Source organism: Streptomyces canus (genome assembly GCF_001514145.1).
In the GTDB taxonomy this organism is placed as follows: domain Bacteria; phylum Actinomycetota; class Actinomycetes; order Streptomycetales; family Streptomycetaceae; genus Streptomyces; species Streptomyces canus.
Genome location: NZ_KQ948663.1, coordinates 313,979 through 335,103, shown reverse-complemented (window position 1 = coordinate 335,103; position 21,125 = coordinate 313,979). Strand labels below are relative to the sequence as shown.

Here is a 21,125-nt window from a genome sequence, read left to right as displayed (position 1 = left end):
TCACGCCTCCTTCGTCTCAACGGGGCCGGAACGGCGGGTACGGCGCAGCGGCGGCTTGGCACCCAGACTCTTCGGGTCGAGGCCGGACCACTTGCTGCCGCTCGCGAAGAACTTCCGACGGGCCAGCAGCGTCATCAGCGGCTTGGTGAAGAAGAAGACCACGACGACGTCGAGCACGGTGGTCAGACCGAGCGTGAACGCGAAGCCCTGGACCTTGCCGACCGTCACGGTGAACAGCACCGCGGCGGCGAGGAACGACACGAAGTCGGAGACCAGGATGGTGCGCCGGGCACGCGGCCAAGCCCGCTCGACGGCGGGGCGCAGCGAGCGTCCCTCGCGGATCTCGTCCCTTATGCGTTCGAAGTACACGATGAACGAGTCCGCGGTGATACCGATGGCGACGATGGCACCGCACACGGCCGGCAGGTTCAGCGCGAAGCCGATGGCCGGGCCGAGCAGCGCCATGAGCACGTAGGTGAGGATGCCGGAGACGAGCAGCGAGGCCATCGCGACGAGGGACAGGCCCCGGTAGTAGGCCACCAGGTAGATGACGACCAGAAGGAGGCCGATGGCGCCGGCGAGGAGACCGGCGTGCAGCTGGTCACCGCCGAGCGCGGCGGTCACCGTGGTCACGCTCTGCTCCTGGAAGGAGAGCGGGAGGGCGCCGTACGACAGCATGTTGGCGAGGTTCTGGGCCTCGTCCTGCGTGAAGCTGCCGGAGATCTGGGCGCTGCCGCCGGTGATCGAGGAGCTGACGTAGGGGCTGGAGACGACCTCGCCGTCGAGGACGATGCCGAACTCGTTCTGCGGCTGGGTGTTCTTCGCGAGCTGGCCCGTGATGTCCGCGAACTTCTTGGAGCCCTTGCCGTTGAAGGTCATGGTGACCTGCCAGCCGGCGGCAGTCTGCGTGTCGAAGACCGCCTGGGCCTTCTTGACCTCGGTGCCGTCGACGGCGGCCGGGCCGAGCAGGTACTTGTACCAGACGCCGGAGATCTCGCCGCAGCCCAGAGTGGTGTCGGCCGGCTTGGCACCCTCGCCCGCGGTGGTGCGCTGCGCCTTCTTGGAGCAGTCCAGAGCGGTGTACTGGGCCTGGAGCTTGGCCTGGGCGGAGGAGGTGTCGGTGCCGCCGGTCGCGGGAGCCGACGGGGACGCGGAGCTCGACGCGCTCGCCGACGCCGACGGCGTGGAGTCCGCCTTCAGCGCGTCGGTGACGGCGCGGCCCTGCGAGGTGGCGGAGGCCGACGGGGAGGACGACGAGGTCGCCTTCTCGCCGGTGGAGCCGGACTTGCTCGCGGAGGGGCTCGGGGACGCGGTCGAGGAGCCGCTCGCGGACGGGCTCGGCGAGGTGGCCGCGGCGCTGCCGGTGGCCTCCTGGGCCAGGACTGGACGGAAGTACAGCTTGGCGGTGGTGCCGACCTGGTCGCGGGCCTCCTTGGAGTTGGTGCCCTTGGGGATGTTCACGATGATGTTGCGATCACCCTGGGTCTGCACCTCCGCCTCGGAGACGCCCAGGCCGTTGACACGACGGTTCATGATCTCGACCGCGGTGTCCATGTTGGCCTTGTTGATCGCGGACCCCTGGTCGGCCTTGGCCTCCAGCGTGATGCTGGTGCCTCCGGCAAGGTCGATGCCGAGGCGCGGGGTGGTGTGTCCGGAGAGGAACATTCCACCGGTGAGCGCCACGATGGCGATCAGGATCAGGGCCAGCGCGCGCCCTGGCTTGCTCTGGGCACTCGCGCTCCGGCCCCTTTTAGGTGCTGCCACCTTCTCGTACTCCCTCTCGGGCCACTCTCGCGCCGGGTCGGCGGGCGGGCGGCCATGACTGGTGTCGGGATCCCGTGCGAGCCGCGCAGGTCCCGGACGCGCGGAGCTCGTCCGCGCGTCCCGGAGTGCGACTACTTCGCGTCGGAGTCGCCGTCGGTCTTCTTCGGCTCGTCGTCCGACTTCGCCTCGGCTGCCTCGCTCTCGGCGTCGGCCTTGGCGGGCGCGTCGTCGGCGGGCTCCTCGGCCGTGTCCTTCTTACCGAGGTCGACGGACTTCTCGTCGGAGGCGGCGGCAGCTTCGTCGGCGGACTCGTCGGTCTCGGAGAGGGAGGAGGCGTCGTCCGGGACGACGTCGGAGTCGGACTTCAGGTCGTGCTCGATGCCGTGGACGATGCGGTTGTACTCGTCGTCGGACAGGACGGCACCGATGGCGTTCTTCGCGAAGAGAAGATCGATGCCGGGACCGGCGTCGAGGAGGACCGTGTCCTCGTTGACCTCCTTGACAGTGGCGTACATGCCCCCGATGGTGCGGACGCCACTGCCGGGCTGCATGTCGTTCCGCATGCTCGCGGCCTGCTGCTGCTTCTTCTTGGCCGAGCGGGTCATCAGGAACATGGCCCCGATGAGCACGATGAACGGGAGGAGGGTCACGAGACTCACGGGTCGGTACTTCCTTCACGCGACCGCGAGGTGAGCGGCCTGATGGTTGGGGGTATGTCTGCCGCCGACAAAGGCGGCATCGGCGGAGTCTAAGCGAGTCCGCGCGCAGGGAACAACGCTCAGCATGGCACCAGGGTTCCTGACCCGGCCAATGCCCGCGCCGTCACGATCTCGTCACGTCCCGAACAGGTCTTGTTGTCCGTTTCCTGTGGACGCCGAGCGGGGCGGGGTGAGGCCGAGATGTGCCCATGCGGCGGGAGTGGCGACCCGTCCGCGGGGCGTGCGGGCGAGGAGACCCTCGCGCACGAGGAAGGGTTCGGCCACCTCCTCGACGGTCTCGCGCTCCTCCCCCACCGCGACCGCGAGCGTGGACAGGCCGACCGGGCCGCCGCCGAAGAGCTTGAGCAGGGCCTCCAGGACTCCGCGGTCGAGGCGGTCGAGGCCGCGGGCGTCGACCTCGTAGACCTTGAGCGCTGCCGCGGCGATGTCGCGTGTGATGACTCCGTCAGCCCTGACCTGGGCGTAGTCCCGGACCCGGCGCAGCAGACGGTTGGCGATACGGGGCGTGCCGCGGGAGCGGCCCGCGATCTCGGCGGCGCCGTCGGAACCGATCTCGACGTCGAGCAGGTTGGCGGAGCGGTGGATGACGCGCTCCAGCTCGGCGGGTTCGTAGAACTCCATGTGCGCGGTGAAGCCGAAACGGTCGCGCAGCGGAGGCGGCAGCAGGCCCGCGCGCGTGGTGGCGCCGACCAGCGTGAACGGGGGCAGCTCCAGCGGGATGGCGGTGGCGCCGGGGCCCTTGCCGACGATGACGTCGACGCGGAAGTCCTCCATCGCCATGTAGAGCATCTCTTCGGCGGGCCGCGACATGCGGTGGATCTCGTCGAGGAAGAGGACCTCGCCCTCCTGGAGGGAGGAGAGGATCGCCGCGAGGTCGCCGGCGTGCTGGATGGCGGGGCCGCTGGTGATCCGGATCGGGGCGTTCATCTCGGCCGCGATGATCATCGACAGGGTGGTCTTACCGAGGCCGGGGGCGCCGGAGAGCAGCACGTGATCGGCGGTGGCCCCCCGCGCGCGTGCCGCCCTGAGCACCAGGTCGAGCTGTTCGCGCACCTTCTCCTGGCCGATGAACTCGTCCAGGTCCTTGGGGCGCAGGGCGGCCTCCACCGCCTGGTCCTCACGGTCGGCGGACGCACCGACGAGCCGCTCGGAGGCGGTCGCGTCGGTGGTGTCGTCCCAGTTCATGTGGTGTGCCTCTGTGTCGGGTGGGTCAGCGGGCGCGGTTCAGGGTCTGGAGGGCCGCCTTCAGCAACTGGCCGACCTGGGGTGTGCCCTCGGTCGCCTCTGCCTGCGGGGCGACGGCGGTGACGGCCTCGTCGGCCTCGCGCGTGGCGTATCCGAGGCCGATCAGGGCGGCGTGCAGCTGGTCGCGCCAGCCCTGGGTGACCGGAGCGCCGATCGCGGGCGCGCCGATCGGCTCGCCCAGCCGGTCCTTCAGCTCCAGGAGCAGCTTCTGGGCGCCCTTCTTGCCGATGCCGGGTACGGCGATGAGCGCCTTCTCGTCACCCGTGGCCACCGCTCGGCGCAGCGCGTCGGGCGCGTGCACCGCCAGCATGGACTGGGCCAGCCGCGGGCCGACTCCACTCGCGGTCTGCAGCAGTTCGAAGACCTGGCGCTCGTCGTCGTCGACGAAGCCGTAGAGGGTGAGGGAGTCCTCCCGTACGACGAGGGAGGTGGCGAGCTTGGCGGGCTTGCCGAGGCGGAGCGTCGACAGCGTGTTCGGCGTGCATTGCACTGCCATGCCGACACCGCCGACCTCGAGCACGGCGGCGTCGGGAGCGAGTGCGGCGACCGTGCCGCTCACAAAGGCGATCATGCCGTACGGCCTTTCCGTGCTGTGGCTGCGTGCAGGGCGACGGCCTGCTGGAGTCGGTTCTGTGCGGGTGCGCGCCAGATGTGGCAGATGGCGAGTGCGAGGGCGTCGGCGGCGTCGGCCGGCTTGGGCGGGGCGTCGAGCCGCAGCAGGCGGGTGACCATGGCGCCGACCTGGGCCTTGTCGGCGCGTCCGCTGCCGGTGACGGCGGCCTTGACCTCGCTCGGGGTGTGCAGGGCGACGGGGATGCCGCGGCGGGCGGCGCACAGCATCGCGACGGCGCTGGCCTGGGCGGTGCCCATCACCGTACGGACGTTGTGCTGGCTGAACACCCGCTCGACAGCGACGCATTCGGGCCGGTGCTCGTCCAGCCACTGCTCGATGCCCTGCTCGATCGCGACGAGCCGCTGCCCCAACTCGGCGTCCGCGGGCGTGCGTACGACCCCGACGCCGATCATCGTGAGCGGCCGGCCGGCGACGCCTTCGACCACACCGACACCGCACCGCGTCAGTCCGGGGTCCACCCCGAGTACGCGCACGCGCCCCTCCCTTCGATCGCCTGTTTGTGCAGGCTATCGGGTGCCACCGACAACGACTCGCATCAACGTCCGGCAACGCGACGGGCCGACGGGGGTGTCCCGTCGGCCCGTTCGAAGCTGAGCGTCGGCTCAGGCGTCGACCTTCTCCATGACCTCGTCGCTCACGTCGAAGTTGGCGAAGACGTTCTGGACGTCGTCGCTGTCCTCGAGGGCGTCGATCAGCTTGAAGATCTTCTTGGCGCCTTCCTCGTCCAGCTCGACCTGCATGGTCGGGACGAAGTTGGCGTCGGCGGAGTCATAGTCGATCCCGGCGTCCTGGAGCGCGGTGCGGACGGCGACCAGGTCGGTGGCCTCGCTGATCACCTCGAAGGACTCACCAAGGTCGTTGACCTCCTCGGCGCCCGCGTCCAGGACGGCACCGAGGACGTCGTCCTCGCCCAGCTCGCCCTTGGGGACGATGACGACGCCCTTGCGGTTGAAGAGGTACGACACCGAGCCCGGGTCGGCCATGGAACCGCCGTTGCGGGTCATGGCGACGCGGACGTCGGAGGCGGCGCGGTTGCGGTTGTCGGTGAGGCACTCGATGAGCACCGCGACACCGTTCGGACCGTAACCCTCGTACATGATCGTCTCGTAGTCGGCGCCACCGGCCTCGAGACCGCCTCCGCGCTTGACCGCGGAGTCGATGTTCTTGTTCGGGACCGACGACTTCTTCGCCTTCTGAATGGCGTCGTAGAGAGTCGGGTTGCCCTCGATGTCGACGCCGCCCATACGGGCCGCGACCTCGATGTTCTTGATCAGCTTTGCGAAGAGCTTGCCGCGCTTGGCGTCAATCACGGCCTTCTTGTGCTTCGTCGTAGCCCATTTAGAGTGGCCGGACATCTGCCTGTCTCCTTCGCGTAACCCATCCAAACAACGAACGCCAGAGATCCTACAAGGACTCGGCCGTACGGTTCGCGCGCACCATGTCGACGAACAGGGAGTGCACGCGGTGGTCGCCGGTCAGTTCCGGGTGGAACGACGTGGCGAGCGCGTTCCCCTGACGTACGGCGACGATGTGGCCCTCGTGCTCGGCGAGCACCTCGGCCTCGGCACCGACGGACTCGACCCAGGGGGCGCGGATGAAAACGCCCTCTACAGGATCGCCCTCGACACCCTTCACGTCGACCGCCGCTTCGAAGGACTCGTTCTGACGTCCGAAGGCGTTGCGGCGCACGATCATGTCGATGCCGCCGATCGTCTCCTGGCCCGAGCGCGGGTCGAGGATCTTGTCGGCCAGCATGATCAGGCCCGCGCAGGTGCCGTAGACAGGCATTCCGGCACGTACACGCGCGCGTAGCGGCTCCATCACGCCGAACAGGACCGCCAGCTTGGAGATGGTGGTGGACTCGCCGCCGGGGATGACGAGGCCGTCCACCTCGGCGAGTTCCTCGGGGCGCCGCACCGGCCTGGCCACGGCGTCGGCCGCGGCCAGGGCGACGAGGTGCTCCCGGACGTCGCCCTGGAGGGCCAGGACGCCTATGACAGGAGTGCTCATGAGTGGTTACCAGCCGCGGTTGGCGTAGCGCTCGGTCTCGGGGAGGGTGTCGCAGTTGATGCCGACCATGGCCTCGCCGAGGTTGCGGGACGCGTCCGCGATGATCTTCGGGTCGTCGTAGAAGGTGGTGGCCTTCACGATGGCGGCGGCGCGCTTGGCCGGGTCGCCGGACTTGAAGATGCCGGAGCCGACGAAGACGCCCTCGGCGCCGAGCTGGCGCATCAGCGCGGCGTCGGCCGGGGTGGCCACGCCACCGGCGGAGAACAGCACGACCGGGAGCTTGCCGAGTTCGGCGACCTCCTTGACGAGCTCGTACGGGGCGCGCAGCTCCTTGGCGGCGGCGTACAGCTCGTGGTTGTCGTAGCCGCGCAGCCTGGCGATTTCGTTCTTGATCTGGCGCAGGTGGCGGACCGCCTCGACGACGTTGCCGGTGCCGGCCTCGCCCTTGGAGCGGATCATGGCCGCGCCCTCGGCGATGCGGCGCAGGGCCTCGCCCAGGTTGGTGGCGCCGCAGACGAAGGGGGTTGTGAAGGACCACTTGTCGGAGTGGTTGACCTCGTCGGCCGGTGTGAGGACCTCGGACTCGTCGATGTAGTCGACGCCGAGGGACTGCAGGACCTGGGCCTCGACGAAGTGGCCGATGCGGGACTTGGCCATGACCGGGATCGAGACGGCCTCGATGATGCCCTCGATCATGTCCGGGTCGGACATCCGGGCCACGCCGCCGTCCTTGCGGATGTCGGCGGGGACCCGCTCCAGGGCCATGACGGCGACGGCGCCCGCGTCCTCCGCGATCTTCGCCTGCTCCGGCGTGACGACGTCCATGATCACGCCGCCCTTGAGCTGCTCCGCCATACCGCGCTTCACGCGCGCGGTGCCGGTCTCGGGAGCCTGGTTCTCGATGCTGGACACGGGTTGACCTCGCTGAAGTGAAAGGGACTGCTGCAGCACCGAGGAAACGGCACCGGACCAGGCCACAGCAAGGGCCAATGGAGAGGCGGTGGATCGTTTTGGTGCGGCCCTGGTCCTACGCCGCCCGGTCGACCAGGGCCCCGGGGGGCTCGTCGTCCATCTCGAAGGCCATCGGGAAGGGGGCGTGACCGGCCAGGCGGAACCAGCGGACCTTGCGGTGCTGGCGGAGGCGGCGGGCGGCGCCGACCGCGTCGTTGTGGAAGCGGCGAGCCATCGGGACCCGTCGTACAGCCTCGGTGAGTTCATGGGCCGCAGCCTCTCCCCCGGGCGCCTCGCGGACCGCCTCCACCTGGGCGGGCTCCGCGAAGACGGCCCGCAACGCCTGGCTCAGGTCACTCTCGGCGACCTCCCGATGCTCCTCCTCGGCCTGCCGGGCGGCGTGCGCGGCCTCGTACAGGACGATCGACGCGGCCGGGTCGAGCACGCCCGAGGTGGCCAGCTCCTGGGCCACGGAGGCACGGCGGAGCAACTGCGCGTCCAAACCCGCGCGCGTGGCGTCGATCCTGGCGTGCAGCCGGTCGAGACGGCCCGCGGTCCAGCTCAGATAAAGGCCGATCGCGACGAGCGCGACGAGAATCCAGATGAGGGTGGGAGTCACGGGCAGCAAGGCTATCGGGGCGGGTTCGGGCGGGGAGGGCCAGGCACGGGACGCACGCGGCCCGCCCGAGGGTATGCCTCACCGGCGCGAGATAGGTCGGCGATGAGCTGGGACCCGACGCAGACGGCCTTGCCGGTCGACCGCGGGCGAGTCGCCGGTCACGGGCAACCGCGCCGCATCCGTCGCACCGTCGCCCGTAAGCCCCCCGCCAACCGCAGCCGCACCCGGCGCCCGCGCAGCGATCAGTCCCGGGCGAGCCCGCGAACCCGTGCCCCACCGGTCCACCGCAAGCGAGTCGCCGGTCTCGGGCAACCGCCGCGTCCCTCGTACCGTCGCCCATAAGTCCGCCGCCAACCGCAGCCGCGCCCGGCGCCCATGCGGCGGTCAGTCGCGGGCGAACTCGCACCCCCGTGCCCCACCGGTCCACCGGTCCACCGGTCCACCGCGAGCGAGTCGCCGGTCTCGGGCAGCCGCGCCGCATCCGTCGCACCGTCGCCCATAAGCCCCCCGCCAACCGCAACCGCGCCCGGCGCCCGCGCAGCGATCAGTCGCGGGCGAGTCCCAGACGGGCGCGCAGTCCCGGGCCCCGGTCGACGTCCGCCGCGGCCACCGCCGCTGCGCCCGATGTCACCGTCTCGTAGACCGACAGGATGTCCGCCCCGACGGTCGACCAGTCGAACCGCCGGACGTGCGCCCTGCCGCGCTCTCGCAGTTCGGTCAGCCTCGCGGGGTCCCCGAGGAGCCGTAGCGCCGCCGCCGCCAGCGCGTCCGCGTCCTCGTTGGCGAAGAGTTCGCCCGCCGCTCCGTGGTCGAGGACCTGGGCGAAGGCGTCGAGGTCGGAGGCGAGCACCGGGGCGCCCGCCGACATGGCCTCGACGAGGATGATCCCGAAGCTCTCGCCGCCGGTGTTGGGGGCGACGTACAAGTCGACGCTGCGCAGGAAACGGGCCTTGTCCGCGTCGCTGACCATGCCGAGGAACTCCACGCGCGCGCGCAGTTCCTCGGGGAGCGACTCCACCGCCTCCTCCTCGTCGCCGCGCCCGGCCACCAGCAGCCGGGTCCGCGGGCGCTCGGCGAGGATCTTCGGCAGGGCCTTCATCAGCACCGGCAGGCCCTTGCGTGGCTCGTCGATGCGCCCCATGAAGCCGATCGTGTCGCCCTGCCACTCGGGCTTCGGCTCGGCCTTGGCGAAGAAGTCGACGTCCACACCGTTCGGGATCACCACCGCGTCCCCGCCGAGGTGCTCGACGAGCGTGCGGCGGGCGTACTCGCTGACGGCGATCCGGGCGCTGATCTTCTCCAGGGCGGCCTGGAGGATCGAGTACGCGGCGACCATGACCCGGGAGCGCGGGTTCGAGGTGTGGAAGGTGGCGACGATCGGGCCCGAAGCGATCCAGCAGGTCAGCAGGCCGAGCGACGGTGAGGACGGCTCATGGATGTGGACCACGTCGAACTCGCCGTCGTGCAACCAGCGGCGCACCCGTGCCGCCGACAGGAAGCCGAAGCTCAGGCGGGCCACCGAGCCGTTGTACGGCACCGGCACCGCGCGGCCGGCCGAGACGACGTACGGCGGCAGCGGGGTGTCGTCGTCGGCCGGGGCGAGGACGGACACCTCGTGCCCGAGGCGGATGAAGTACTCGGCGAGATCGCGGATGTGGAACTGGACGCCACCTGGCACATCCCAGGAGTACGGGCAGACGATGCCGATTCTCACGGGCGGGCACCGTCCGACGGGCGGGGCTCGAGGTCCTTCAGCCACAAGCGCTGCAGCATGTGCCAGTCCTCCGGGTGGTCGGCGATCCCTGTGGCGAAGGCATCGGCCAGCGCCTGTGCCATGACAGACGTCTTTTCGGCCCGGGTACCTGTCTCGGGCACCTCGACCGGGGGATGCACCCTTCCCTGCATGACAGGCGAGTCGTCGTACCAGAGTGTCACCGGCAGCAGCAGCGCGCCCGTCTGCTGGGCCAGCAGGGCAGGGCCGGCGGGGATACGGGTCGCCTCGCCGAAGAACCGCACCTCGACCCCGGACGACGACAGGTCGCGCTCGGCGACCAGACAGACCAGGCCGCCGTCACGCAGCCGCCGGGCCAGCGTGCCGAAGGCGGTGCCGCCGCTGTGCGGGAGCACCTCCATCCCGAGGCCCTCGCGGTAAGCGACGAAACGGTCGTACAGGGTCTCCGGCTTGAGCCGCTCGGCGACCGTCGTGAACGGCGTCTCCAGCTTGGTGGTGACCCAGGCGCCGGCGAGGTCCCAGTTGGCCATGTGCGGCAGCGCGAGAATGACGCCCTTGCCGGCCGCGAGCCCCTCGGTCAGGTAATGGAGGTCCTTGGGGTCGAAGCCGCCCCTTATGCGTTCCTTGCTCCAGGCGGGCAGCCGGAAGGATTCCATCCAGTAGCGCAGATACGAGCGCATGCCCGCGCGCGAGAGCTCGGCGAGGCGCTCGGGGCTCGCGTCGGGCACCACGCGCGCGTAGTTGCTCTCCAGCCGGAGCACGCCCTTGCCGCGCTGTTTCCAGGCCAGGTCGGCGATGCTCCGGCCGAGTCGCACGGCGACCGGCTCGGGGAGTTTCTTGACCACGCCCCAGCCGAGACCGTAAAGCGAGTCCGTCAGCCGCTCCTGGGCGCTCACTTCGCGGCCTCGCTCCCCTGTTCCTGCGACTTCTGCTTCTCCTCGGCGGCGGCCGACTCGGAGGGCGCCGATTCGGCGGCCGACTCCGCCGCTCCCGACGCGACAGCACCCGGCTCAGCGGCGCCGGCCTCGGCCTCGGCCTCCGCCGACTCCCGGCGGACGGTGACGACCCGCTGGATCAGCGTGACCAGGCTGCCGACGGCGACGATCCACAGCGCGATCGGCAGCAGGTACTGGATTCCCGGGACACCGAACTTGTGCAGGCCCGCGAATCCGGCCGCGACCAGTGAGATGACCAGCCGCTCGGCGCGCTCGACGAGGCCGTTGACGGCGACCGGAAGCCCGATCGACTCGCCTCGGGCCTTCGTGTACGACACCACCTGGCCGCTGGCCAGGCAGAAGATGGAGACCGCGCACAGCGCGATGTCGTCGCCGCCCCCGGCGTACCAGAGGGCGAAGCCGCCGAAGATCGCGCCGTCGGCGACGCGGTCGAGGGTGGAGTCCAGGAAGGCGCCCCAGCGGCTGGAGCGGCCCAGCTGGCGGGCCATGTTGCCGTCGACGAGGTCGGAGAACACGAAGAGCGTGATCACGACCGTGCCCCAGAAGAACTCGCCCATGGGGTAGAAGACCAGCGCGCCCGCGACCACTCCGGCGGTACCGAGGAGCGTGACCGTGTCGGGGCTGACGCCCCTTCTGATCAGAAATGTGGCGAACGGCGTGAGAACACGCGTGAAGAATGCACGCGCGTACTTGTTCAGCATGGCCTTCCCGACGGTCGGTGTGGCCGGCTCGGCCCCTGCTGGCCACCGGCTGGCCCATCGTAGCCACGCGCGCGCGTGGGCGGCGGCCGGGCACCCGGAGCCCGTGTCACCGGCCCGCGCCCTCCGGGTCCCGGCGCGATCGCGTCCGTCGTATGGACGCACCGTGACGGGAGTGGAAAGCTCGAAGGACCGCGGGCGTCACCGGAGCCGCACCGCACGCGGGTCCGCATGTCCGCGCCCACAGAGACCTCACCGTGCACGGGAGGCAAGGCCATGGGCGACAAGGCGAACGCACACCCCGGAGCCGCCGGCAGGGCAACAGCGGCCGACCACCCCGCGTCCGTACGGAATGTGGTGCTGGTCGGCCACTCCGGTTCGGGCAAGACGACATTGGTTGAAGCTCTCGCGCTGACAGCGGGGGCAGTGAACCGGGCGGGCCGCGTGGAGGACGGCGGCACCGTTTCCGACTACGACGAGATCGAGCACCGGCAGCAACGTTCGGTGCAGCTCTCCCTGGTACCCGTCGAATGGGACGGGTACAAGATCAATCTTCTGGACACCCCCGGATACGCCGACTTCGTCGGGGAACTCAGGGCCGGTCTGCGAGCGGCGGACGCGGCCCTCTTCGTCGTCTCGGCCTCGGACGGCGTGGACGGCTCCACCCGCATGGTGTGGGAGGAGTGCGCGGCCGTCGGCATGCCCCGGGCGATCGTCGTCACGCATCTGGAGGCCGCCCGGGCGGACTTCGAGGAGATGACGCGGATCTGCGCGGAGGCCTTCGGCGGCGACGACCCCGACGCCGTACTCCCGCTCTATCTGCCGCTGCACGGCCCGCAGGGGCCCGACGGACACGCCCCCGTGACGGGGCTGACCGGTCTGCTGTCGCAGAAGCTGTTCGACTACTCGTCCGGGGAGCGCAAGGAGGCAGAGCCCGGCGAGGACCTGCTGCCGGACCTCGAGGAGGCCCGCAACCGGCTGATCGAGGGGATCATCTCGGAGAGCGAGGACGAGACCCTCATGGACCGCTACCTCGGCGGCGAGGAGATCGACTTCAAGACGCTCGTGGAGGACCTGGAGCGGGCTGTCGCGCGCGGGGTGTTCCACCCTGTCCTGGCCGCCGCCCCCGCGGCCGAGGGTGCCCGGCAGGGGCTCGGCACGGTCGAACTCCTCGAGCTGGTCACCGGCGGTTTCCCGACGCCGTTCGAGCACCCCACGCCGGGCGTCACGACGATCGACGGCAAGCCGCGCGAGATCAAGGCGTGCGACACCGAGGGGCCGCTGGTCGCGGAGGTCGTGAAGACCGCGTCCGATCCGTATGTCGGCCGGATCTCGCTGGTGCGGGTCTTCTCCGGCACCCTGCGCCCGGACGCGACGGTCCATGTCTCCGGGCACGGGCTCGCCGACCGCGGGCACGAGGACCACGACGTCGACGAACGCATCGGCGCGCTGTCCGCCCCCTTCGGCAAACAGCAGCGTTCCCTCACGCACTGCATCGCGGGCGACCTCGCGTGTGTGGCGAAGCTGAGCCGCGCGGAGACCGGCGACACCCTCTCGGCCAAGGACGACCCGCTGCTCATGGAGCCGTGGGAGATGCCCGACCCGCTGTTGCCGCTCGCCATCCAGGCGCACAGCAAGGCGGACGAGGACAAACTCTCGCAGGGCCTGGCCCGGCTGGTCGCCGAGGACCCGACCATGCGCCTCGAACAGAACCAGGACACCCACCAGGTCGTCCTGTGGTGCCTGGGCGAGGCGCACGCCGACGTGGCACTGGAGCGACTGCGCAGCCGCTACGGCGTGCAGGTGGACGTCGTACCGCACCGGGTCTCCCTGCGCGAGACGTTCGCCGACAAGTCGACCGGGCGTGGGCGCCATGTGAAGCAGTCCGGCGGGCACGGGCAGTTCGCCATCTGCGAGATCGAGGTGGAGCCGCTGCCCGGCGGCTCGGGCATCGAGTTCGTGGACAAGGTCGTCGGCGGCGCGGTGCCACGGCAGTTCATCCCGTCCGTGGAGAAGGGCGTACGGGCGCAGGCGGCCAAGGGGGTCGCCTCCGGCCATCAGCTCATCGACGTCCGGGTGACGCTGCTGGACGGCAAGGCGCACTCCGTGGACTCCTCGGACGCCGCGTTCCAGACGGCCGGGGCACTGGCCCTCAGGGAGGCCGCGGCCGACGCGAGGATCCATCTGCTGGAACCGGTCGCCGAGGTGTCCGTGCTGGTCGGCGACGACTACGTGGGTGCGGTGATGAGCGACCTGTCCGGGCGGCGCGGCCGGGTGCTCGGCACCGAGCAGACCAACGGCGGGCGCACGCTGATCAAGGCCGAGGTGCCCGAGATCGAGATCGGGCGGTACGCGGTGGACCTCAGGTCCCTGTCGCACGGCACCGCGCGCTTCAGTCGGTCCTACGCACGGCACGAGCCCATGCCGCCGCAGATCGCAGAGAGGATCCGTGAAGAGGCGCGCGACGCCTCCTAGTTGGCGCCGGGCCACGGGCAAGTGGCCGTCCACGCCGCACACGCGGTCGCCGGCGCCGCACAAGTGACCTCCGGCACCGCGCACATGGCGTTCCGCGCCCCACAAGTGACGTTTGTGGAACGCTCCCCTCCGAATCGGCGGACGGCTTCGGCCGTCCGCCGACGAATGTCAGCACCTACGGATACGCTGATGACCTGATCAACAGGTGTGCGAAGCAAGGAAGTCGGGAAAGCCGCAGTGGGTGACACCAGCGGCGATCGGGGGCGGGAATGACCGTTGACAGCGGTTACGCGGACTTCTTCGGTCCGCAGGTGCCGCGCACGGGCGACGAGGCGCAGACGGCGACGTTCGCCCTGGCCTCGGCGGCCTATCGGGACAATCCGGTGGAGGAGATCCTCAAGGCCAACAACGAATGGCACGAGTCGGCCGTCAAGGGCGGTCGCAGCTGGGCGAAGATCTTCCGCCCCAACCTGGGCGAGGCCTTCTCCACGGCGGTGATCACCCGCATGCTCGGCAAGGGCCGCAAGCCCCTCATCCAGTCCTTCGGCGCCGAGCCGCAGGTCGTGGTCGAGCACTGCCTCGCGGCGAACAACATCCGCCGGGACCGGGACAACCGGCTGACCGCCGTGATGGTGCTGTGCGGTGTGCTCTTCCTGCCGGGGCTCCTCGTCTGGCTGCTGGTCTTCACGCTGCGCACCAACATCGCCAGGCGCGAGGACAAGCAGGCCGGAGCGCTCGGCACCGCGCTGCTCGTGGCGATGGGCGCGCTCGCCGTGCTCTTCCTGATCAAGATGCCGTTCGGAGGGTTCTGGGGCTGGTACGCACGCGCGTGCGTGGCCCTCCCCGTCGTCGGCTGGTTCTGGGCCAAACAGATCTGCGAGCGCACCGCGAGGGATCTGCGGGAGCGCTGGGCCAGTCTGCTGGCAGGCAGCAGCGTCGGCGCCAAGGTGCCCGAGGCGGTGCCGAGCAACCCCGGCGAGACCGCGGCCGAGCAGCTGCGCCAGTCCCTGGCGATGCTCAGCGCCGAGCAGCAGTCCAACTCCGTCTTCTACGCCGGTCCCAAGGGGATACTCGGCATGGGCACCCGGTGGGGCAGCTGGCAGCTGGCCGAGGACCTGGTGTCCGCCGACCCGACCCGGGAGATCCACCCCTTCCGCAGCTGGGACGTCGTCCGCTCCATCCACGACCAACTGCGCATGCTGGAACGCAACACCATCAACACCGGAGGCTTCCCGAAGCCGTCCGTACGCCACTGGGTCGTCACCCCGATCGCGGAGGGCGCGAAGGAGGTGTCCCGGCCCGGGGGCACGGACGTGGACGCCTACCAGGTCAAGACCCACGCCATACAGGACATCTGCAACAAGCAGCAGTTCGGCGGTGGCGACCGGCACTACCTGGGCGTCCAGTGGACGCTCTGGGAGGGGCAGCTGGTCCTCACCATGCTGATCACGGTGACCGTGCTGCACGAGACGCTGCGCATCGAGGTCACCGGACACGCCCTGGGGCCCGTGCACGGGCTGTTCACCTCGAAGCCGGCGGCCAAGGAGAAGGAAGTCGCCAAGCAGCTCAGGTTCTGGGAGACCAAGAAGATCAAGCTCCCGCTGGTCGACGCGGACGAGGTGGTCCGCCTCACCGCCCGGGCGCCCCTGACCCGCTACCCCCCGCTGCTCAACTGGCTCGGCGGCTCGCTCACCCTTCCCGAGCCCTTCGGTCTGCGCCATGCCTGGGCGGACCGGCCCTGGCGGCACCGCTTCATGGCCGATGACGCGCTGCGCGCCGCGACCCCGGTCCTGAGGGTCGTGCACGCCGCGGCGATCCGGGTCCTGTCGGACAACGGCGTGGACACGGAACAGTTCGGCACGCGGGCGGGCTTCCTGAGCACGCAGGTCCAGGACGTGTCACCGCGAAAGGCGGACGTGTACGACGCGTAGGTGCGAGGAGGGGCCGCGCATTCACCGGCCCCCCTTGCCTCACTCGCTGGGCCAGGCCTCCGCCAGCATCTTGCGGGTGTCGCCCAGCAGCTGCGGCAGCACCTTCGTGTGGCCGACGACCGGCATGAAGTTCGTGTCGCCGCCCCAGCGCGGGACGATGTGCTGGTGGAGGTGGGCGGCGATGCCGGCCCCGGCGACCGTCCCCTGGTTCATGCCGATGTTGAAGCCGTGTGCCCCGGAGGCCGTCCGCAGGGCCGTCATCGCCTGCTTGGTCAGCGCGGCCAGCTCAGCGGTCTCCGGCTCGGTGAGGTCGGTGTAGTCGGCCACATGACGGTAGGGCACGACCATCAGATGGCCGCCGGTGTAGGGGTAGAGGTTGAGCACCGCGTACACCAGCCGGCCGCGCCGGACGATCAGGCCGTCCTCGTCGGATTTGGCCGGAATCGAGCAGAAGGGGCAGCCGTCGTCGGCACCCGGGCCGGTCGGCTTGTTCTCGCCCTGGATATAGGCCATCCGGTGGGGGGTCCACAGACGCTGGAACGCGTCCTGCGTCCCCACTCCCGACTGCTGCTCCGGCTCACTCGTCATGCAGTGCAGCATATGACTTCGCCCGTTCGCGCCGTGTCGGCGGGGTTGTGGGAAAAGCGGTCCGGGCCAAGCTGGACGGGTGGACGACGAAACCCGCGGAGCCGACAGCGCGGACACCGGCGGGAGCGACGGCACCGAGGCTCCCGACACGGACGGCGCCGACCTCCGCGAGCCTCGCACGACCGACACTCGCAAGACCCCCCGCGGGCCTCACGACGCTCACCAGACCCGCACCGGCGCCCACGCCCCCGACAGCCGCCAGGCCCGCTGGGAGGCCCGCATGGAGGTCCCCCTCGGCGTGGCCTCCCTGGCCTTTCTCACGGCGTACGCGCTCCGGGTCCTGGCCGACCTCCAGAGTGCCGCGCTCGATCTCTGCCTGGCGGTGACGCTGGCCGCCTGGGCGCTGTTCGCCGTCGACTACGCGGTGCGCTGGCGCCTGAGCGGGCAGCGCCTGCGCTTCGTACGGACGCATGTGCAGGACACCGTGGTCCTGATTCTGCCGCTGCTGCGCCCCCTCAGGGTCGTGAAGGTGTACGAGACCGTGCAGCGCCGGCACGGACAGCCCCGGCTCGCCCTGCACGCGCGCGTGATCGTGTACGCCGGTCTGGCGGTCCTTCTGCTGGGCTTCACCGGTGCCCTCGCCGTCTACCAGCAGGAACACGACGCGCCCGGTGCGAGCATCCGCACCTTCGGCGACTCCGTCTGGTGGACCTGTTCCACCCTCGCCACCGTCGGCTACGGCGACGTGGTCCCGGTCACCCCGCTCGGACGCCTGATCGCGGTCGGTGTGATGGCCATCGGGCTGGCCCTGCTCGGCGCGGTGACAGGAACCTTCGCCTCCTGGCTGCTCCAGGTGTTCGCGCGGGAGGACGACGAAAGGCCCCCGGGAAGCTGAACCTCCCGAGGGCCTCGCGCACGACAGGGGTCAGACCTGCGCCCGCTCCTCCACGACCTTGACGATCTTCGCGATGGCCTCGTCGAACGGGATGCCGTTCTCCTGGGAGCCATCGCGGTAGCGGAAGGACACCGAGCCGCCCGACATGTCCTCGTCACCCGCGATGACCATGAAGGGCACCTTCTGCTTCTGGGCGTTGCGGATCTTCTTCTGCATCCGGTCCGAGGAGGAGTCGACCTCGACCCGCAGCCCCTGCTTCTTGGCGGCCGCGGCGAACTTCTCCAGGTACTCGACGTGCGCGTCGCCGATCGGGATGCCGACCGCCTGGACCGGGGCCAGCCACGCCGGGAAGGCGCCCGCGTAGTGCTCGAGGAGCACGGCGAAGAACCGCTCGATGGAGCCGAACAGCGCGCGGTGGATCATGACCGGACGCTGCTTGGAGCCGTCCGGCGAGGTGTACTCCAGCTCGAACCGCTCCGGCAGGTTGAAGTCCAGCTGGATGGTCGACATCTGCCAGGTGCGGCCGATGGCGTCCTTGGTCTGGACGGAGATCTTCGGGCCATAGAAGGCGGCGCCGCCCGGGTCCGGGACCAGGGGCAGCCCCTGCTTCTCGGCGACCTGGCGCAGCGTCTCCGTGGCCTCCTCCCAGACCTCGTCCGAGCCGACGAACTTCTCCGGATCCTTGGTGGACAGCTCCAGGTAGAAGTCGGTCAGGCCGTAGTCGCGCAGCAGGCCGAGGACGAAGGTGAGCGTCTTGTCGAGCTCCTCGGACATCTGCTCGCGCGTGCAGTAGATGTGCGCGTCGTCCTGCGTGAAGCCGCGCGCGCGCGTGAGGCCGTGCACGACGCCCGACTTCTCGTACCGGTACACGGTCCCGAACTCGAAGAGACGCAGCGGCAGTTCGCGGTACGAGCGGCCGCGCGCGTCGAAGATCAGGTTGTGCATCGGGCAGTTCATGGGCTTGAGGTAGTAGTCCACGCCCTCGTCGAGCTGCATGGGCGGGTACATGCCGTCGGCGTACCAGTCCAGGTGGCCCGACTGCTCGAAGAGCTTCCCCTTCGTCGCGTGCGGGGTGTAGACGAACTCGTAGCCCTCCTCCTCGTGGCGGCGGCGCGAGTAGTCCTCCATCACGCGGCGGATGATGCCGCCCTTGGGGTGGAACACCGCGAGGCCGGATCCGATCTGCTCCGGGATGGAGAACAGGTCGAGCTCGGAGCCGAGCTTGCGGTGGTCGCGCTTCTCGGCCTCGGCGAGGAAGTCGAGGTGCGCCTTCAGCTCGTCCTTGGTCGGCCACGCGGTGCCGTAGATGCGCTGGAGCATCGGGTTCTTCTCGCTGCCGCGCCAGTAGGCGGCCGCGTTGCGCATCAGCTTGAACGCCGGGATGTTGCGGGTCGACGGCAGGTGGGGACCGCGGCAGAGGTCCTTCCAGCACAGGTCGCCGGTCTTGGCGTCCAGGTTGTCGTAGATCGTCAGCTCACCGGCGCCGACCTCGACGTCCGCGCCGTCGTCCGTGGAGGCGGAGCCCTTGATGCCGATCAGTTCCAGCTTGTACGGCTCGGACGCCAGCTCCTCGCGAGCCGCCTCGTCGGTCACCACCCGGCGGGAGAATTTCTGCCCCCGCTTCTGGATCTCCTGCATCTTCTTCTCGATGGCCTTGAGATCCTCGGGCGTGAACGGCTTCTCGACGTCGAAGTCGTAGTAGAAGCCGTCCTTGACCGGCGGGCCGATGCCCAGCTTGGCCTCGGGGAAGAGCTCCTGCACGGCCTGCGCCATCACGTGCGCGGTGGAGTGGCGCAGGATGTTCAGGCCGTCCTCGGAGGAGATCTCGACGCCCTCGACCTCCTCGCCCTCGGACAGGACGTACGCGAGGTCCTTGAGCTCGCCTCCCACGCGCGCGGCGATGATCGAGCGCTCGCCGACGAAGAGCTCGGCGGCCGTAGTGCCCGTCGTCACCACGCGCTCTTCCCGCTCGGAATCGCGTTGGATGATCACACGGACGTCTGACACCGGTCTCTCCTGACTGAAGGTGGGTGCGGCGCCATACCGGGAGCGCGCGCAATAGGGGATCGTACCGACCCCGCCCCCACCTCCGCGAAATCAGTCCCGGTCTCAGTCCCCTCCGCAGGCCTCCTCGAAGAAGTCGAGATTCTCCTGGAGGGACTTCATCAGCCGGTCCCGCTCGGCCTCGTCCACCTGCACGGGCACGACCCCGGTGGCCCCGGTGAGCCTGCGGAAGCCACCGCGGCTCTCCAGCCTGCCGTGCACCCGCACCGGCAGCCCGACGAGGTGGGCGTGCCCGGCGATCCGGTACGCCTCCTCGTCCAGGGTCAGCCGCAGGTGCGGGATCTCGGCGCCGGCGATCACCCGCAGCCGTACCGACCCGTCCCCGCGCGGCCCCGACCTGCCCATCCGCACCACCGTGCCGGTGATCCGCACCGGGACGGAGGGCTCCTCGCGCAGGAAGCGGGCCCCTGCCTCGCGCAGCACGGGAAGGTCGCCGGGCGAGAACTCCACGGCCTCGGACGACGCCGCGCATCCTTCGGGAACCCCGGCCGCGGGCGCCCACTCGACGGCGATCCGCGCGCCCTCCGTGCCGCGTACCAGGGCGATCAGCGCCTCGGTGAGCTCACGGCTGACGCCCGCCTCGACTGCCCCGTCGAAGGCGTCCATGCCCCCGGTGGCCCGCTGGTAGTCGATGGCCTCGCGGGTGGCGTAGAGCGCCTGGTGGAGGCGTACGGCGAGGGGGCGGGTGGTGCCGACGGGCACGAAGGCGGTGAGCCGGCGGCCACCGGCGGCCGAGCCGACCAGGACGTTTTCCAGGGACGCGACCGCCGTACGGCGATAACGGGCGCCGTAGTAGCCGGCACGCGCGCGTGTGGCGAGCGCGCCGGCCAGCAGGGTCTGGCGGGCGGCGGCGCGCAGATGCTCCTCGACGGTCCAGGACGTGGCATCGGCGGGGCCGGTCGGGACGTCCCGCCACCAGCGGATCTCGTCGCTGGGCACGGCGAGGCCGACGAGCACCTCGCGCGCGGAGGGCGTGCCGCTGCGGGAGAGGGCGACCAGGGCCTCGCCGAGGAGGTCCTCGCTGTCGGGGAAGGCGCGGCTCTCGGGCACGAGCAGGCTGGTCCCGCTCGCACCCGGCCCCGGTGGCGTCCAGCGGCCGTAGCGGCCGGGGGCGCCACCGCGCCGCTGCCAGCCGTGCCGGTGCAGCAGGGCGCTCAGGACGGCCGGGTCGACCTCTTCGGGAGTCGGCGAACGGTCCCAGTGGGCCTCCGGGTGGGGCCGTACCGCACGCAGTGGCTCCTCCAGCGGGCGGTGGGTCATGGTCTGCCTCCCGTCCCGACGCGCGTCATGATCTCGCACAGCGCCCGGTCGTCGAAGATGCGGTTGGTGGGGATCCGCACGGTGGTCCGGGTCCGGCCGGTGATCGCGTGGCCGGCCAGGTTGACCCAGTAGCAGCAGTGTCTGAGGTCCAGGCGGTCGTGGCCGGCGCGCAGCCAGTCGTCCTGGGTTCGCGGCACGAGCATGACCACCAGGATCTTGTGGACCGACACCGGCGTGCGGGCGAGTTTGCGCAGATGGTCGTTGTCGAGCGTGAAGGAGAAGAAGCGGCCCGGCGGGTTGGGCGCGACCTGGTAGGTGCACTTGAGCTGCACCTTGATGGTGACCTCGTCGTCGACGGTGTGTCCGGGCGAGCCGTGACTGACGTGCCAGTCGATGCCGTTGTCCGGGAACGGTTGCGACAACGAGCAGCCGGCCGCCGCCGCGACGGCGTGCAGATAGCCCACCTGCAATGTCTCCATGCAGGCGGTGGTGGCGAGTGTGCCGCGAAGAGGGCCCGTGCGTTCGGGCAGCAGCCCGCCCCGCTCGGGCTGCGCTATCGCCATGACCAACAGCCTTCCAAGCCA

Annotated in this window: 19 protein-coding genes; 3 read left to right on the top strand and 16 right to left on the bottom strand. The window is 70.4% G+C overall.

What is annotated here, in order from left to right; all coding sequences use genetic code 11:
• The 12 genes from secD to pgsA form a co-directional block, all read right to left on the bottom strand.
• On the bottom strand, positions 1-1,764 hold the full coding sequence (secD, locus tag AQJ46_RS26330; protein ID WP_208616987.1) for a protein translocase subunit SecD: 1,764 nt from the start codon (positions 1,762-1,764) through the stop codon (positions 1-3).
• A gap of 131 nt (positions 1,765-1,895) precedes the next feature.
• On the bottom strand, positions 1,896-2,423 hold the full coding sequence (gene yajC, locus AQJ46_RS26325; protein WP_057614180.1) for a preprotein translocase subunit YajC: 528 nt from the start codon (positions 2,421-2,423) through the stop codon (positions 1,896-1,898).
• A gap of 174 nt (positions 2,424-2,597) precedes the next feature.
• On the bottom strand, positions 2,598-3,668 hold the full coding sequence (gene ruvB, locus AQJ46_RS26320; protein WP_059207947.1) for a Holliday junction branch migration DNA helicase RuvB: 1,071 nt from the start codon (positions 3,666-3,668) through the stop codon (positions 2,598-2,600).
• 25 nt (positions 3,669-3,693) lie between these two features.
• A complete protein-coding gene (gene ruvA / locus AQJ46_RS26315; RefSeq protein WP_059207946.1) occupies positions 3,694-4,299 on the bottom strand; it encodes a Holliday junction branch migration protein RuvA in 606 nt (201 codons plus the stop codon).
• Positions 4,296-4,835, bottom strand: coding sequence for a crossover junction endodeoxyribonuclease RuvC (gene ruvC, locus AQJ46_RS26310; RefSeq protein ID WP_059207945.1), 540 nt, complete (start codon positions 4,833-4,835; stop codon positions 4,296-4,298). The genes ruvA and ruvC overlap by 4 nt, the downstream gene beginning before the upstream one ends.
• A 129-nt stretch (positions 4,836-4,964) precedes the next feature.
• Positions 4,965-5,717 (bottom strand): YebC/PmpR family DNA-binding transcriptional regulator, encoded by a 753-nt coding sequence (locus AQJ46_RS26305; RefSeq protein ID WP_057614183.1) that lies wholly within the window; start codon positions 5,715-5,717, stop codon positions 4,965-4,967.
• 49 nt (positions 5,718-5,766) lie between these two features.
• Complete coding sequence (gene pdxT, locus AQJ46_RS26300) at positions 5,767-6,372, bottom strand: pyridoxal 5'-phosphate synthase glutaminase subunit PdxT (RefSeq protein ID WP_059207944.1); 606 nt, start codon at positions 6,370-6,372, stop codon at positions 5,767-5,769.
• A 6-nt stretch (positions 6,373-6,378) separates the two neighbouring features.
• Positions 6,379-7,284 carry a pyridoxal 5'-phosphate synthase lyase subunit PdxS gene (gene pdxS, locus AQJ46_RS26295; protein ID WP_057614185.1) on the bottom strand — a complete coding sequence of 302 codons (906 nt, stop codon included), beginning with the start codon at positions 7,282-7,284 and terminating at the stop codon, positions 6,379-6,381.
• 115 nt (positions 7,285-7,399) lie between these two features.
• Positions 7,400-7,942 (bottom strand): LemA family protein, encoded by a 543-nt coding sequence (locus AQJ46_RS26290; RefSeq protein ID WP_059208047.1) that lies wholly within the window; start codon positions 7,940-7,942, stop codon positions 7,400-7,402.
• 544 nt (positions 7,943-8,486) lie between these two features.
• Positions 8,487-9,656 (bottom strand): glycosyltransferase family 4 protein, encoded by a 1,170-nt coding sequence (locus AQJ46_RS26285; protein ID WP_059207943.1) that lies wholly within the window; start codon positions 9,654-9,656, stop codon positions 8,487-8,489.
• Complete coding sequence (locus AQJ46_RS26280) at positions 9,653-10,570, bottom strand: phosphatidylinositol mannoside acyltransferase (RefSeq protein WP_059207942.1); 918 nt, start codon at positions 10,568-10,570, stop codon at positions 9,653-9,655. Before AQJ46_RS26280 ends, AQJ46_RS26285 begins: the two co-directional genes overlap by 4 nt.
• Complete coding sequence (gene pgsA, locus AQJ46_RS26275; protein WP_059207941.1) at positions 10,567-11,331, bottom strand: phosphatidylinositol phosphate synthase; 765 nt, start codon at positions 11,329-11,331, stop codon at positions 10,567-10,569. Before pgsA ends, AQJ46_RS26280 begins: the two co-directional genes overlap by 4 nt.
• Positions 11,332-11,604: 273 nt before the next feature.
• On the opposite strand from pgsA, the gene AQJ46_RS26270 reads away from it, so the two are divergent.
• Entirely contained in the window at positions 11,605-13,803 is a 2,199-nt protein-coding gene (locus tag AQJ46_RS26270) for an elongation factor G-like protein EF-G2 (RefSeq protein ID WP_059207940.1), read from the top strand.
• A 269-nt stretch (positions 13,804-14,072) separates the two neighbouring features.
• Positions 14,073-15,734: a hypothetical protein gene (locus tag AQJ46_RS26265; RefSeq protein WP_059207939.1), complete on the top strand. Its 1,662-nt coding sequence runs from the start codon at positions 14,073-14,075 to the stop codon at positions 15,732-15,734.
• Between the two features lie 39 nt (positions 15,735-15,773).
• Here AQJ46_RS26265 and AQJ46_RS26260 read toward each other — a convergent pair whose 3' ends face one another.
• Positions 15,774-16,334 (bottom strand): HIT family protein, encoded by a 561-nt coding sequence (locus AQJ46_RS26260; protein ID WP_057614191.1) that lies wholly within the window; start codon positions 16,332-16,334, stop codon positions 15,774-15,776.
• Between the two features lie 268 nt (positions 16,335-16,602).
• Between AQJ46_RS26260 and AQJ46_RS26255 the strand changes: the two genes are divergently transcribed.
• The gene (locus tag AQJ46_RS26255) at positions 16,603-17,217 is read left to right on the top strand and encodes a potassium channel family protein (protein ID WP_059208046.1); all 615 of its coding nucleotides are present in this window, start codon (positions 16,603-16,605) and stop codon (positions 17,215-17,217) included.
• Between the two features lie 30 nt (positions 17,218-17,247).
• Here the strand turns inward: AQJ46_RS26255 and thrS are convergent, their stop codons facing one another.
• The 3 genes from thrS to AQJ46_RS26240 all read right to left on the bottom strand — a co-directional run bounded on the left by thrS (position 17,248) and on the right by AQJ46_RS26240 (position 21,104).
• Positions 17,248-19,224 carry a threonine--tRNA ligase gene (gene thrS, locus AQJ46_RS26250; RefSeq protein WP_059207938.1) on the bottom strand — a complete coding sequence of 659 codons (1,977 nt, stop codon included), beginning with the start codon at positions 19,222-19,224 and terminating at the stop codon, positions 17,248-17,250.
• Between the two features lie 102 nt (positions 19,225-19,326).
• On the bottom strand, positions 19,327-20,541 hold the full coding sequence (locus AQJ46_RS26245; RefSeq protein ID WP_059207937.1) for a hypothetical protein: 1,215 nt from the start codon (positions 20,539-20,541) through the stop codon (positions 19,327-19,329).
• Positions 20,538-21,104: a DUF4365 domain-containing protein gene (locus AQJ46_RS26240; protein ID WP_057614194.1), complete on the bottom strand. Its 567-nt coding sequence runs from the start codon at positions 21,102-21,104 to the stop codon at positions 20,538-20,540. Before AQJ46_RS26240 ends, AQJ46_RS26245 begins: the two co-directional genes overlap by 4 nt.
• Positions 21,105-21,125: the final 21 nt, after the last annotated feature.

Excerpts from the sequence above, each read along its gene's own strand:
- AQJ46_RS26305 (WP_057614183.1), bottom strand. The coding sequence starts at position 5,717 with ATGTCCGGCCACTCTAAATGGGCTACGACGAAGCACAAGAAGGCCGTG.
- AQJ46_RS26245 (WP_059207937.1), bottom strand. The coding sequence starts at position 20,541 with ATGACCCACCGCCCGCTGGAGGAGCCACTGCGTGCGGTACGGCCCCAC.
- pgsA (WP_059207941.1), bottom strand. The coding sequence starts at position 11,331 with ATGCTGAACAAGTACGCGCGTGCATTCTTCACGCGTGTTCTCACGCCG.
- AQJ46_RS26260 (WP_057614191.1), bottom strand. The coding sequence starts at position 16,334 with ATGCTGCACTGCATGACGAGTGAGCCGGAGCAGCAGTCGGGAGTGGGG.
- AQJ46_RS26240 (WP_057614194.1), bottom strand. The coding sequence starts at position 21,104 with ATGGCGATAGCGCAGCCCGAGCGGGGCGGGCTGCTGCCCGAACGCACG.
- pdxT (WP_059207944.1), bottom strand. The coding sequence starts at position 6,372 with ATGAGCACTCCTGTCATAGGCGTCCTGGCCCTCCAGGGCGACGTCCGG.
- AQJ46_RS26255 (WP_059208046.1), top strand. The coding sequence starts at position 16,603 with ATGGAGGTCCCCCTCGGCGTGGCCTCCCTGGCCTTTCTCACGGCGTAC.
- ruvB (WP_059207947.1), bottom strand. The coding sequence starts at position 3,668 with ATGAACTGGGACGACACCACCGACGCGACCGCCTCCGAGCGGCTCGTC.
- AQJ46_RS26270 (WP_059207940.1), top strand. The coding sequence starts at position 11,605 with ATGGGCGACAAGGCGAACGCACACCCCGGAGCCGCCGGCAGGGCAACA.
- ruvA (WP_059207946.1), bottom strand. The coding sequence starts at position 4,299 with ATGATCGCCTTTGTGAGCGGCACGGTCGCCGCACTCGCTCCCGACGCC.
- AQJ46_RS26265 (WP_059207939.1), top strand. The coding sequence starts at position 14,073 with ATGACCGTTGACAGCGGTTACGCGGACTTCTTCGGTCCGCAGGTGCCG.